This is a genomic window from Aliiglaciecola sp. SL4, assembly GCF_041538045.1.
Lineage (GTDB): Bacteria > Pseudomonadota > Gammaproteobacteria > Enterobacterales > Alteromonadaceae > Aliiglaciecola.
This window is the reverse complement of record NZ_JBGOSE010000014.1, coordinates 22,825-36,096: the sequence shown is the minus strand read 5'-3', so window position 1 is coordinate 36,096 and position 13,272 is coordinate 22,825. Positions and strand designations below refer to the sequence as shown.

The 13,272-nt window shown below is 39.8% G+C and carries 16 protein-coding genes; 4 read left to right on the top strand and 12 right to left on the bottom strand.

The annotated features are described in order from the left end of the window. Positions 1-32: 32 nt before the first annotated feature. The 3 genes from AB6T38_RS16505 to AB6T38_RS16495 all read right to left on the bottom strand — a co-directional run bounded on the left by AB6T38_RS16505 (position 33) and on the right by AB6T38_RS16495 (position 4,766). Positions 33-875 carry a hypothetical protein gene (locus AB6T38_RS16505; RefSeq protein WP_372548352.1) on the bottom strand — a complete coding sequence of 281 codons (843 nt, stop codon included), beginning with the start codon at positions 873-875 and terminating at the stop codon, positions 33-35. A 117-nt stretch (positions 876-992) separates the two neighbouring features. Next, positions 993-1,877 (bottom strand): DMT family transporter, encoded by an 885-nt coding sequence (locus tag AB6T38_RS16500; protein WP_372548351.1) that lies wholly within the window; start codon positions 1,875-1,877, stop codon positions 993-995. A gap of 27 nt (positions 1,878-1,904) precedes the next feature. Further along, complete coding sequence (locus tag AB6T38_RS16495) at positions 1,905-4,766, bottom strand: tetratricopeptide repeat protein (protein ID WP_372548349.1); 2,862 nt, start codon at positions 4,764-4,766, stop codon at positions 1,905-1,907. A gap of 528 nt (positions 4,767-5,294) precedes the next feature. Here AB6T38_RS16495 and AB6T38_RS16490 point away from each other — a divergent pair. The 4 genes from AB6T38_RS16490 to AB6T38_RS16475 are packed head-to-tail and all read left to right on the top strand — an operon-like array spanning position 5,295 to position 7,590. Next, positions 5,295-5,930 carry a TonB family protein gene (locus AB6T38_RS16490; protein ID WP_372548347.1) on the top strand — a complete coding sequence of 212 codons (636 nt, stop codon included), beginning with the start codon at positions 5,295-5,297 and terminating at the stop codon, positions 5,928-5,930. A gap of 28 nt (positions 5,931-5,958) precedes the next feature. Beyond that, complete coding sequence (locus AB6T38_RS16485; RefSeq protein ID WP_372548346.1) at positions 5,959-6,519, top strand: RNA polymerase sigma factor; 561 nt, start codon at positions 5,959-5,961, stop codon at positions 6,517-6,519. Next, a complete protein-coding gene (locus AB6T38_RS16480; protein WP_348492356.1) occupies positions 6,512-7,126 on the top strand; it encodes a hypothetical protein in 615 nt (204 codons plus the stop codon). The genes AB6T38_RS16485 and AB6T38_RS16480 overlap by 8 nt, the downstream gene beginning before the upstream one ends. Positions 7,127-7,131: 5 nt before the next feature. Next, positions 7,132-7,590, top strand: a complete 459-nt coding sequence (locus AB6T38_RS16475) for a hypothetical protein (RefSeq protein ID WP_372548345.1) — start codon at positions 7,132-7,134, stop codon at positions 7,588-7,590. Positions 7,591-7,616: 26 nt separating this feature from the next. On the opposite strand, the gene ppk2 is transcribed toward AB6T38_RS16475, so the two are convergent. From ppk2 to AB6T38_RS16430, 9 genes are all read right to left on the bottom strand, one after another. Continuing rightward, the gene (ppk2, locus tag AB6T38_RS16470) at positions 7,617-8,390 is read right to left on the bottom strand and encodes a polyphosphate kinase 2 (protein WP_372548344.1); all 774 of its coding nucleotides are present in this window, start codon (positions 8,388-8,390) and stop codon (positions 7,617-7,619) included. 372 nt (positions 8,391-8,762) lie between these two features. Continuing rightward, positions 8,763-9,179 carry a GFA family protein gene (locus AB6T38_RS16465; protein WP_372548411.1) on the bottom strand — a complete coding sequence of 139 codons (417 nt, stop codon included), beginning with the start codon at positions 9,177-9,179 and terminating at the stop codon, positions 8,763-8,765. 125 nt (positions 9,180-9,304) lie between these two features. Then, positions 9,305-9,964 carry an NADPH-dependent FMN reductase gene (locus tag AB6T38_RS16460; RefSeq protein WP_372548343.1) on the bottom strand — a complete coding sequence of 220 codons (660 nt, stop codon included), beginning with the start codon at positions 9,962-9,964 and terminating at the stop codon, positions 9,305-9,307. 63 nt (positions 9,965-10,027) lie between these two features. Then, the gene (locus AB6T38_RS16455) at positions 10,028-10,468 is read right to left on the bottom strand and encodes an OsmC family protein (protein WP_348492350.1); all 441 of its coding nucleotides are present in this window, start codon (positions 10,466-10,468) and stop codon (positions 10,028-10,030) included. A gap of 70 nt (positions 10,469-10,538) precedes the next feature. Continuing rightward, positions 10,539-11,129 (bottom strand): class I SAM-dependent methyltransferase, encoded by a 591-nt coding sequence (locus AB6T38_RS16450; protein ID WP_372548342.1) that lies wholly within the window; start codon positions 11,127-11,129, stop codon positions 10,539-10,541. Between the two features lie 95 nt (positions 11,130-11,224). After that, positions 11,225-11,515, bottom strand: a complete 291-nt coding sequence (locus AB6T38_RS16445; RefSeq protein WP_372548341.1) for a hypothetical protein — start codon at positions 11,513-11,515, stop codon at positions 11,225-11,227. 291 nt (positions 11,516-11,806) lie between these two features. Continuing rightward, positions 11,807-12,070: a hypothetical protein gene (locus tag AB6T38_RS16440; RefSeq protein ID WP_372548340.1), complete on the bottom strand. Its 264-nt coding sequence runs from the start codon at positions 12,068-12,070 to the stop codon at positions 11,807-11,809. Between the two features lie 151 nt (positions 12,071-12,221). Further along, complete coding sequence (locus AB6T38_RS16435; protein ID WP_372548339.1) at positions 12,222-12,680, bottom strand: isoprenylcysteine carboxylmethyltransferase family protein; 459 nt, start codon at positions 12,678-12,680, stop codon at positions 12,222-12,224. A 52-nt stretch (positions 12,681-12,732) separates the two neighbouring features. Then, positions 12,733-13,161: an Rrf2 family transcriptional regulator gene (locus tag AB6T38_RS16430; protein ID WP_372548337.1), complete on the bottom strand. Its 429-nt coding sequence runs from the start codon at positions 13,159-13,161 to the stop codon at positions 12,733-12,735. Positions 13,162-13,272: the final 111 nt, after the last annotated feature.

Here is a 13,272-nt window from a genome sequence, read left to right as displayed (position 1 = left end):
TCGCCGGCGTATACTTGCAGGGTTAGGAAAGGTTAAATACCTAGATCTAAATCATTGCTGATAGTGTTAAGCACTTCGCTAGTTGCCGCAGTGGCCACTTCAGTATTAATTTGCTCAGTTACAAGCGCGCTGATTTGACCATTCACTGTTTGCGCGACTGAACTTTGCGCATTACTCGCAATATTATCTGCAATAGTCGTATTCACAGTTTGACCAATCACTTGAGAGGTTTGGCTGGCAACATCGATTATCGCAACTTGTTGCGCACTGCTTCCAAGGCTTGTGGCCAATTCAGATGCACTGCTCAATGCAACCGTGTTTTCAACCGTTGACACGGCATCAAATTCCGATGCTAAAGCAGGTTCAGCTAACAATGTTCCATCGTCAGTTGCCGTTTCTTGTAATTCTGCACTGTCATTTACTGAGTCAGTGGTTTCAAGTTCGGCGTTTTCCACTTCTGAGCTTCCCAAAAGGGCTAAGGTAGATACTGCTGATAAGGATTGATTAAGTGCGATAGCACTGGAATTACCCACAGTAGAGCTTAGCCCTTCAGTGGTACTAACTAGTGTGGTATTGAGATTGGCACTTTGAGTAGCAAGCATATCTGCGCTGCTTTGAGCACTAGATTCGGCTTGTTGTTGTTCTGAGGTCGTATCGCTATCGGCTTGAACCGTAGCACTGCCATCAGCTGACGTGTTTGATTCAGCTGAGACATCTGTTGAACCTTCGTCGGTATCAGTTTGTTGAGCAACTTGAGTTTGATTAGATAACTGAATGTCATGGCTAACTTGTACATCGGCAGCCAAAGTAACAGTGCTTACGTGAGCCGCACCAACAAGTACCATTAGGTTTAAAATTTTATTTAGCTTAGTCATCTTCGTTTCCTCGTGTTTATGTTAATGACACTTGGATAACGAATAGGAAACGAAATTATTCCATAAAAATATAAATTAATTTAAATAAAGTATTCAACGGACCTAATAAGGCCCGTTCTACAGATGCTCTAAACCCACTAATACACCGACACCTATTAATGCGATGATTGACCAAATAGTTGTCTTGCCACTCACTTTTTCCCCCAGTATTTTAGCCACGACCAAGGATAAAATCACACTCATAGCAAACAAGGTTTGCACCACCGCCGCCTTGGTATACGTGAAGGCAACCATTTGTAAATACAAAGCGGCGAATGTGCCTATTACAGTAGCACCGCTAAAAAATAACCAAGTGCGTTTAACATTGTCGGTAGTAGGCAACCACTTTTGTTTGGTTATGAACATCAATATAACGATGATCCCCAAACCACCAATTAATCGAATTTGACTGGCATTAAAGGCATCAATTCCGGTGGAGGTAAGAATATCTCGGCTGATAACCGCCCCAACGGCTTGGCATAAGGCGGCAAAACCGGCGTAAATATAACCACTCAGTTCAAACTTATCGAAACTGGAACGTTTTTGAATCTTAATGATCATATCTACTGAGAATAAGACTAAAGCAATACCACACCACTGTTGCCACGTCAGCCACTCGGCAATCCAAGCCATGGCCAGTAACGCAGTAAAAATAGGCGCTAAGGTTTCAGCAACCAAGATAGACTGGCTATCACCAATTTTATTTAATGCTTGAAAGAAGAAAGTATCCCCCAAGCCGATGCCTATAACACCACTAAATAGCAGCCATAACATGGTCGCGTTGGAAACTGAGACTTGCGGAAGAAAGAACTGCGTAATGACCAGCAAAATGCCAATCGCAGCCAAGCCTTTCCATAGATTTAGTGCTAAAGGCGAAAAGTTTTTGCCTAATATTCGAAACATACGCGCTGCAACGGCCCAGCACAAAGCGGTGCTAAGAGCAGCAATTTCACCTATCATCATATTTTTGGAGTACTTCTAATTGATTATTTATTGTGACGTGAATTCTCGAATTTGTTTGCGCACAGTGTCACGCAACCCATCAAGATCTTTATTTAACCACATTTCTTGGGGTACTTGTTGCCATAATCGCTCTAATTTTTCTAAATGACGGTGAAAACTATAATACTCTAGTGCTGCGATCAACAGTTGTGGTTTCAATAATTCGTCAGATTGCATAATATCAAAACTCACCTCTTTGCCAGACAAAGTCGCTAAACGAACTTTCCACTTAATCGCAGCATCGTCATTAGCATTGGTCACGACTTGGCTTGCAGATACAAAGCCCTGCTGATTGCCATTCTCATGGTGCAATCTAGCTAACCAATATTGGCGTTCGAAGAAGGCATTTTGCCACTGCCCCATTAAACCCGCAGAGGTATCTGCAACTTTCCTATAGCTTGCTTCAAATAGTGCATTAGCCTTGTGTGAATTACCCGTTAACATTGCTATTTTGGCTAATCCTGCATCACTAAATGCGTATAGATAACGCCATTGAATATCAGCATTTTCAGCTCCCATCCCTTTAGCACAAGCTACCTTAAGGTCGTTGAGTACGGCTTCAGCCTGTTTATACTGACCAACTAACATGTTTTCATTCGCCAATTTCCATAAGGAATATGCAGACGCCATTGCATTGGCAGGGGAGTTTTGCTTTTTATTAATTAAAACTCTTAATCTTTGTTCGCCTTTAATCATCTCTAGGGATTCTGCGATTTTTAATTCCGAATAATACTTATTAGCCAACCATGTATAGGCGCTAGCTGCCTCTAAGAGATCGTTCACATGAGCGGCTGTTCTGCCTTTTTCGGTAAATTTCACTGCTTCAAAAAAGCTTTGACTAGCACTTTCTAACTGTCCTCGTTGGGCTGCGATTTTAGCTAAGTTTGCATACGCTCTAGAAAGCTCTATTTTGGCGATTGGACTATCTGGCTGCAACTCAACTAAGTCAAAAGCATTCGCTTGGTAGAATAAAAAATACTGCTCAGCTTTTTGCACATCGCCAGCACGCAAATGTGTCATCGCAATCCAGTAGTTAGCATGAGCCAACTCTAATACATAAGTAAATCCATTTGGATGGATCTCTACCAGTTCAGTATCCAATTCTAGAGTTTTATTAAATGCATCTAAGGCACCTGAATACTGTCTGTTCTCCAGATAAACCTTTCCTAATTGGAAAAAAGTTTGGCTACGACTCAATTTAGCAGCAGTGGAGTCATCTTTAGGCGCTACAGTACTTAAATATTCCAAAGACCGTTCTGAACTATCTTGGATTAAATCTAATCTTCCAATCGCCTCTAATTTTGCGCTTTCATCAATAAGAAACTCTATTAATTCATGACTTTCAACCAATTTAGCTTCCGCAATTTTTTGTTTTACTTTAGCGTCATACGCGTTGTTCACCATAAAACCAAAAACCATTAAAAGAACAATTGCCAAGCCAAATCCAACCCGATATTTGAGACTTGCGCGTTTAACCGAGGCGTGGATCATCGCTCTCAATGTTGAGCTTATGGCTCCACCTTGTTTAAGAACCGACTTCCCTTCTTCTAATGACTTACCCGGCGCAAGTAAATAAGCTGAAGGCCTAGTAGCACTTTTCCACTCTGAAGCTTGAGCTTCTAACTTGTTTTTTAACTTGAGCTTTTTTTGATAATTATCTAGGGTTTCACTCAATCGAGGCCAATTAGAAAATAAACAATCATGTACTAAACTAATATAGATGTTTCCATCAATAGCCTTTTCACTCGTCATAATGCCAATTGCTTCAAAGGCATCGACAAGCTCTTTGCCATTATGACTTTTATATAAATCGTCAGTTTTGACCCAAATCCTTTCATATTGGTCTTTTGAACTTAATACAGCTAGGCGACTTATTATCCGTTGAAAGTGTCTTTTATTAGAACGAACCAAGCTTTCGTAGGTTTGCTCGGTCATTTTTGCTATAGCTCGCTCTAGACCTCCTAAATTACGATAGGTTGAATAATTAATCAGACCATTTTGCGAACGGTTTTCATGGAGGTGAAATAAAACGAATTGTAATAACGGTAAGCTATCGGGAAATTCATAGGCTCGCTGAGCAATGTATTCATCTAAACTAACTTGCTCGCCACTTGCCTGCTCAAATTTCAAATGTTTGGCAGGCTCTGGAGACACCATTTTTTTAAGTTGATTTAATGTAGGAGGCAAAACATCAAGTTGTCCCCCATTTTGTTTTAACCTGAGCAGCGCGGGATAATCGGATAGAGTATGGTAAAAATCACTGCGTAATGTCGCTACCACAAGAATACCGCAATGGATAACCAATCCGGCCAAGATGTCAGTGAAATATCGACGTTCCGTGTACCCTAAAGAATCAGTTAAAAATAACCGCTCGAGTTGCAAGATACCAATTGCTAGTTTTTTATCTGCAGGCCAAGACTCCACTTTTTGTTTCATCAACTGCAAGAATTTATCAGGCTGCTGCTTGCACATTTTAACTAACGCATTAATTTCTTCGTTAGCTACAATTGATTGTTCAGAACTATCGGATAAAGCCGAGATAAGAGACTTAAACGGATCGATACTCAAGTTGCAAGGGGTAATAATAGTAGAACGAAACTCTACTTTACCGCCAGCGAACTGCAGTTCGTCTAATTTTGGAAAAATACCAGCTTGTAAAAGACTCGCCTTACCAGCTCCGCTTTTTCCGAGCAGCAATAGAAAGGGGTGGGATGATTGAGCTTTATGCTGAAGTTTTGACAGTGCTTGTTGAATTCCATCCTCTCTTCCTTGAAAGTTATCAGCATCCTCAATCTCAAAGGCATTTAATCCAACGAACGGGTTATCATTGTTACGGTGATTTGATTCCAAAATCGACATCCTAATCTAGCAAAAATTTTTGCAGTTTCGTACTGGCGTGCACGCTTAACTGCTACTCACTTTATGGCTGTGCCTAAAGTTCCCTAATACCATCAAAAATTAAAATAAATACATAGTCTGCTGGTCTAAATATAGATAAAAACGATGTCTACTATATAGAACAACAAAGTTAGCATTTATTGTCTGTTTTATCATCATTAAATTATCAAACTAAGCCCCTGAAAAACGTAAAATTTATCTCCCCTCTAAACCAGTCCACTAGATTGAAGAAACTACTATTACAGACAAGCCATCATTGACTACTTCAACCGCGACCAAAGCGAAGTCGTCAATTTCATTTTCACCAATATCATCCTCAGATGTAAGTTTAATGTAAATGCATTTGCTGGGAAGTACAATTTAAAACTACCTTATTGCAGAGGTTGAAACGTCTTCCTAAACATATTTTTTTAAATTTTTAACCCCGTTGCTATTTCTGATTCGTTTAGTCTTTAAACCTATCAAATAACAGGAAGAAATATGCAAAGTGTTATGCTTTATAGACCCAATCACTCACATCTTAAAATATCCGCTTGTGTGGTAATTGCTGCCATTATTACTTTTAGTTTATTTGTAATAATGCAAAAACTAATAGCACAAAATGCGGATTACATTGCACCGCCAACAGCAGGTGTTTTTGTGGATCCGGTTTTTAACACCCAAGACAGTCAATCCATAGAAAAAACCAAGTTAAAGCCCATTGAACCTCCTAAGTTGATGCCACAAACAATTCAGCCTAAGGAAATGTTAGAGCCTAATGAGGACAACCTAATCGCCGACTTTAAAGTTGAAGTCCCTACTCAGGAAATCGCCCAAGACAATCAATTTTTATCCATTCAAGATGCTGAAACCACGCCTATGGTGCGAATTTCACCGAAATACCCTACCCATGCAGCAAGGGACGGTATTGAAGGTTGGGTAAAACTACAATTTAATATTGATGCAAGTGGTGCGGTGCAAAACATACAAATTATTGATGCCCAGCCTAAACGAACCTTTGATCGAGAAGCTCGGAAGGCGTTAAAAAAGTGGAAATACAGACCACAAATAGTTGATGGTAAACCCACTGAGCAGACAGGTTTAGAAGTTGTGTTAGACTTTAAATTAGAAAGCTAACTTTTTTCACAGCCACAAAGGATGTTGTGTGAGTCTCACTTTAGCGATTAAATCTTTGTTCTCAATTAGCCATTCAAACGAATGGCTAATAGTACGCTTTGCCCAAAGCGGTGATAAAAAACTCTTTGAGCAGCTTTATGATAACTGTGGAGATGACCTTTATCACTTTTTAGTCACTCAATCAGACATACATTTAGCAAAAGATATTAGCCAACGCACCTGGTTAAAAGTTTTTGAAAAACCTCACTTATATAAAGAGTCTGGACGATTTAATGCATGGCTATTTACGGTTGCTAGAAACATTTTAGTTGACGAGTTTAGGCGCACAAATCGTTGTGAGTCATTAACTGATAAGCCGATGGAACAGTTAAAAACCGCCTTTGACTTTACGGATCCTATTGAAACTATTTTTGATAAAACCTTAATGTCTTTGCCCTTTGAACAACGAGAAAGCTTCTGCCTACAGCAGGAAGGCTTTGGGTTACAGGAAATCGCCGATATAACCGGATGTGGTGTAGAGACGGTTAAAAGTAGAGTTAGATATGCGAAGAATTCCCTTCGCGACAAATTAGAGAAATATCATGACTAAGCCCAACGAACACGATCAAGGGTCGTCAAAAAAAGCAGAACACTTTGAAACTCGGATATCTGACCTATATCAGCACCGAAAATCTAAGATCCAAGGTACTGCCAGCATGAAGCGTCAATTGATGCAAAGCACCCAGACCCAATCAAGTCTATATGCTTGGTTCCACAACTTTCAACATGGAACCTTTGCTGCCGCAACCATTTTATTAATAGGCTTAGTAGCATGGCAATCTTATGAATGGAAACAATCATCAGATACCCTGCGATATACCTCTGTGGAAATACATAATATAGATGAACAACAGTCGCAGGATTACCAGCATATTAGCCAACAATATCAACAACATTATCAAGATTATCTGCAACAAAAGGCGCTGCTGGCAAGCCACCATCAAAAATCAGCGATACTTACCCAATTTGAAAATGGCTGGGAACTCAGAACCTGTGACCAGGAACTGGTAAAAATATCAAAGCAACTCATTGATACTTTAGAGCAAATGAACCTTATCAATGGCAATTTTAAAACCGGTGATAGTGTAGAAATAGCCTTTAATATTTCGGGTTTGATTGTGGGGATCCACCCTAATAAAACCTTGTTGAAGTGTTAAGCACAATGCCTTCTGCTCCTATCAGTGTTTCTGGCACAGTCATAAAGGGACACCAGGTTGCCTCGGGAAGCGGCACTGACTCTACCTACCCCACAGGCACAATTGAAATGCAGAAGCCGTTTTTTAAGGACTTAGGTTTAGATCTAAGCCAGTGTTTCAATGGCACCCTAAATGTGCAACTTGCCGTTTCTGGGTTCAAAATTCTTCACCCTAGCTTTTGTTTTGAAAACGTAACTTGGGCACAGGGCTTTAACCCAGAAACATTTTCATTTGTTAAATGCCAAATTACATTTCAAGGTCAAAACTATAGTGCATGGGTTTATTACCCTCATCCAGAAACCAAAACCCTGCACTTCCAACAAAGTAACCTAATCGAAATATTAGCGCCTCCCATCGACAATATTTACTACGGAGATCAAATTACCCTAGATTTTCCAGCCCAAAGTATCGAGTTTATGAGTTAAACAATGGCAAATATCAATGCCACTTTTTAGTTACTGATTTTACCATTATGTAAGTTTTGCGGGGTAAACTGAAACACCACGTTTTGATCAACATCGTTATGCTTATTCAAGTTGTTTTGGTAGTCGATTACTGACAATAAATGACGAATTACGTTTATTCTCGCCTGTTTTTTATCATCGGCACTCACCACATGCCAAGGGGTGGTATCACTATGGCTTCGATTTAACATCTCATTACGTGCTTGGCTGTAATCATTCCATTTAGCAATGGCTACTTCGTCAATAGGGCTAATTTTCCATTGTTTTAATGGGTTAGTGCGCCTATCTTCTAAGCGAGCAATTTGTTCTTTTTTAGAAATATCCAAATAATATTTCACAATGTGAATCCCAGACTCTATCAACATGCGCTCAAACTGAATGACCATTTGCATAAAATGTTGATACTCAGCTTCACTACAAAATCCCATCACCCGCTCAACGCCAGCACGGTTATACCAACTTCGATTCATCAAAACCATTTCTTGGGCACTGGGAAGGTGACTCACATAACGTTGGAAGTACCATGAGTTCGCTTCGCGATCCGAAGGTTTCCCTAAAGCAACCACTCGAGTATCACGGGGACTTAAATGCTCAGTAATTCGTTTAATAATGCCATCTTTGCCTGCCGAGTCTCGCCCCTCAAAAATAACTAATAGTCGCAAATTATTTTGAATAATATGATTTTGCAGTTTTACCAGTTGAATCTGAAGATCACGCAGCGTACTTTTATACTCTTTTTGGCTTAAGCTAGAAACATTCATGTGGGATCCGTTTTGGCTAAGAACACTTTAATTATAGTGAGTTAATTGGACTAGAACCCTTATCCAGAGTTTTTTTGCGAGGTAACCGAAAGTTTATTAATTAAAACAAGCAAATATATAAAGGCGACAACTGGAATTAAACCGGATTAGATGTCCAATAAAGCCGTTGTATAAGGGTTCTGACCCTTTTGTTTTCCAAGATAATAACAAATAGCCCCCATAATAAGGGCAAAACCAAAAACAATTTCCCCGAGAAAACTTATATTTATATTCATTTTTATGTCCCTTTAAAAACTAAAACAATGAAGTCCTTTGCTAGAATAGAAAACTCGTGTAATGGATTCAAACACAATACGCAAGCTATCTGTATTTCTATAGCTTTTTAGCAAAATAACTCATTATTTCAGCTCTGCTGAGTTCTTTTGTCTGATTTGAAAAACAATAATAGTCTGGGCGCTGATCACTGAAATACTGCATATCCATGACTAACCCGTCGAGCTTTTCAAAGATGCCAATTGGCATATTGTAGTCACCGCTTTGTTTAAACTTAAAAAACAGATGGGTTCCGCATTCGCTGCAAAATCCACGGGATGCCCAAGGTGAAGATGCATACATTTTCACTTTATCTTCACCATCAATACTGACGTTTTGTCCGCATTGCACAGCAAAAAATGGCCCACCACCCCAGCCTCGACATGAATCACAATGACAAACGGTAAACTTAGGATTAATTTCACGTGCGGTAATAGTCACTGCCTTGCAAAGACAGCTTGCTGTTGAGCTTAACATCATTAATTATCCTTATTAATTGATTTTCTGGACTGTTGAAAAGCCCATTAACATACTAATTAAGAGTCAGTCTAAAAGGGATAACCATGCTTCACAAGCAATTATCAATTGCAAAAATGCTCAAATCAAGGTGCATTTCGCTGGGACGGATTGGTTTTGAAATCCTTCACCATCTTATGAGGATCCACTGCAACTTGATGCTTTTTCGCAGCTTCTGCCCACCAAACTAATTGGTTAAAGGTACGCGCGAAATAATTGAACCATGACGACTGGTCTTCACCGTCTTGTGGGGAGCCATCATCTGCAAAGACCTCTTGGGCTTTAGGTACATGAATCATTGCCGAAACCGGAAGACAACCAAGCTCGGAAAGAAAAGTACGCATGCCCACTGCAGCTCGCATTCCTCCCCATTGCCCAGCAGAGTAGGTCACTATTGCACTGGGTTTATAGGAAAACAAAGAGCTTCCAAAGTGGTTGAGTAAGTTAGCTAATGCAGGGCTCATGGAGTGGTTATATTCAGGGCTCACCATGATATACCCATCAGAAGATTGGATTTTATCTGCTAGTTCATTCAGCTTAACCGGTGCTTTGTTCCTCAAGTAGGCAAACTGAGGTTTGAAAACAGGCTCCAACGGATAATCCAACGCATCCACCAACTCAAATTCATGTTCAGTGTAGCGGCTATTTAAACAGGCCAAGCAGGCTTTGCTTACGCGCTCACCAAGGCGAGCGGGTTTAGGTGGCGTACTATCGCGAACGGTTCCTAAAAAAACTAAAAATTTCATAGCACAAGCTCCCAAAATAAAAAGATAAAGCGGCTTAAATGCTTAAAGTCTTTTTACTTTTGTTTATTCATCGCTTAGGACAATTTCGCAATCGATACTGGTGCTACAAGAAATGGAGTTACGAATTAAGCACTTTTCATCTGATTTAAACAGCAACCTTTCTGCATTGTCTTTGTTTTCAGTGGCCGGGATCACCAACTTAATTGTTGATTTGACCTTAGTGAATTGAATTTTTCCATCAACTTTGTCCAATTCCCCTGCTGAAGAACACTCAATAGAATGCCATTCCAATTTTGATGCTCTAGCTATGGCTCGAAATGATAATACAAAGCAGTTTGCAATTGAGGCCATAAAAAGATCTTCTGGCGACCATTTGTCGCCCGGGCCACCAAACTGTGACGGTGGCGCAACCGGTATATCGACTAAGTTTTCACATTTAGCATTTAAACTGCCAGACACATTGCCTTGAGCAACGACAGTATAACGATGAGGGAAGTCTTGCATTTAGTTAGTCTCCTAATTGTTTGAAATAGCTATCGAAGCCAATCAGTATTGGGAATATCAATGTGACTTGTTAGCCTTGTTTAGTCGCTATTACCTGTATCACAGCGCCTTTCCCAGTATGATATTTGCCTTCAATAACGTCTCGTTCAACCTCTTTCAAGTAGTTGAAATTCAGACCTTCTAGATCCGAGAATATTGATTCTTTGGTCGTCATTGAGTCAATGGACTTTCCACCTCCAGTCCCATGTTGCAATTGCTCGGGCGTGTAGGCTTCTAACAAAAATACGCCGCCAGTTTTAAGCCCTTGCACTGCACTTTTATAGACACTGCTTCGCAATTCAGTGGGTAAAGGACAGAAAATGGAAATAATGCCATCCCATGTACCTTCGCAGATTTCAAATTCGGCTAAATCGGCATGAATAAGTTCGATTTCAACTCCATTCTCTGCCGCCAGAATCGACGCTTTTTCCAACCCTACCGCAGAACCATCAACCGCCGTTACCGAATAGCCTTGTTTGGCCAGAAACACTGCATTTCGTCCCTCACCTTCGGCTAGGCTTAAAATCTTACCTTTTGGCATTACTCGGTATTGCTCAGCTAAAAAACTATTTGGTTGTTTGCCATAAGCATAGTCTTTGTCAGCGTATCTTTCATCCCACATTAGACACCTCGTTATTCACAATAAACGGAAAGAAACCAATGGACTCTTATCCTTTGTCTGTTAACACTAGCCAACAAATGGGCTTGGCTATGTCATCAACTTTGCTTGTTCAGGTTTTCATCATCTGCATCGGGTGGATCACCAGATTCTTCACTGCGTTTTATTTGCTCACGTTTTTGTTTATCTAAACTTTCTGTTGCTGAAGGGGGAATAGGAAATAGGGAAATCAGCGGAAATACCGCTAAAAAAACAAAGGCCCCCTTGGAATTTCTTTTTGCCCACCGAATCAGTTTACTTAACACAATGAAAAGCAGAGGAAATAACAGCAACGCAATAAGTCCAATAACTTCTTTGCGATAACTCCCGAGCTCACTGAGTATTTCCATTTATGTAAATTTCTAATTCCTAATCTAGATAAAATATAAATGGGTGTAAGTAGGTAAAATTAAAGGGGTTATAGATGATTATTTAAGCTTTTTAGCGTTTAGCAGAAATCTAACTATCAGATTATTCATTTACGCCAAAAGAGAGCTTGCCGCAGAAATGCAAGCCCCCTTTGTTAAGAGATTTACCTGAAGATCATTAAAATCAAATGGCAATTCCGTATTCAATTCGCCAGTAATTCGTCTGTAATTAGATTGCTATCAGCCACTACATTTTGGGCAGTAGCTCGGCGTTTAATCCTTGCTGATTTGGTATTCCCAAGACACCACTGCAGCGCACAGACCACTTAAAACCGCACTAAGCACACCGACTCCGAAACTAATACCACTTAAGGTCCAAACCCACCCACGGTATCCGGGCATTGTCATAGAAACAATTAGGCCGTCAGGGTCTCCTTCAACGGTTTGCGGACCGGCAAAAATACTAAAAATAAGCAGGCCGATAGTGGCAATAAAAGCGAGGTTGCCGATGGTGCCGAGTAAACGCACTGTTAGCAATAATGAAAATCCTTTTAACTATGTTTGAAATATATGACTTACCTAAGTCTAGTCATTTAGCTTAGGTGACAAACCAGGAAAATCAATAAAGAGCTTGGCAAAAAACTATATTAGATCATCCCTTGATTGATTTAATCATCCCATGTCGCGACTAAATCCATCGACGAACCCGCTTACAATATTCTGAGTAAAGCCGTCCAAACTTTTTGTTAAGGGCATCTTCTTCGGGCTTAATCTGGTACTGATTTATATAAATAATAAATATTGGGATAAATATAAAAGAGGTAAAATTTTTTATCAACAGCCACCAGCATAGGATTAGACATAAAAATCCTAAATACATGGGATTGCGGCTAAATTTATAAATCCCAGTATCAACTAAACGTTGAGATTTATGCGGGTTTCGAGGATCCACAGTAGTGTTGGCTTTGCGAAACTCAAAAACCCCGAATAAAGCAATGCATGCCCCGCCCAAACCGAGTAAAGCAGTCAGAATTAAATGGATACTATTGGTAATATTGAACTGAGCAAATGGCCATACAATAGCGCTAACTTGCATTAAGCTGCCTGTTGAAATTACAACTATTAGAGGAGGTACTGTTAATTTCATTCAGTTAATTCCTGTGGCGCAAAATAAGCCCGATAACTATTATAAATTAGGTTTACGAAACCGATATTTTCAACAAGGATTTTTGTTCGTCGACTAATAGGTCACTTAAATAATAGCCCCGTAAGCTAGTGACAAAGGCTTGAGTGGCATCAGCAAATATGCCCTTTAATTTGCAAGCAGGGGAAATACAGCAAGTGGGTTTATTGCACTCAACCACTTGCATGGTGTTTTCCAATAGCAGTACCATTTCAGCAATATTTATTTTGTCTGCAGGCAGATTTAAAAACATACCGCCCCCCTTTCCTCTTTGAGTTTGAATGACTTTTGCTTTACCCAACTGATGCACAATTTTATTTAGATTATTTCGAGAAATAGCATAGGTTTGACTAATTTCATCAATACTTGCCTTGCGACCGGCGGGTAACAAGGCTAAATAAATAAGTGTACGTAAGCCATAGTCGGTATATCGAGTTAATTGCATTTTTGCTTGCCTAAAAATGATTAGAGTAAGTATAGAATTGACACACCCATATGATACTTTTAATATGCACCTTATAAAAGATACATTTTAAAAGTACCTTATAAGGTTAAC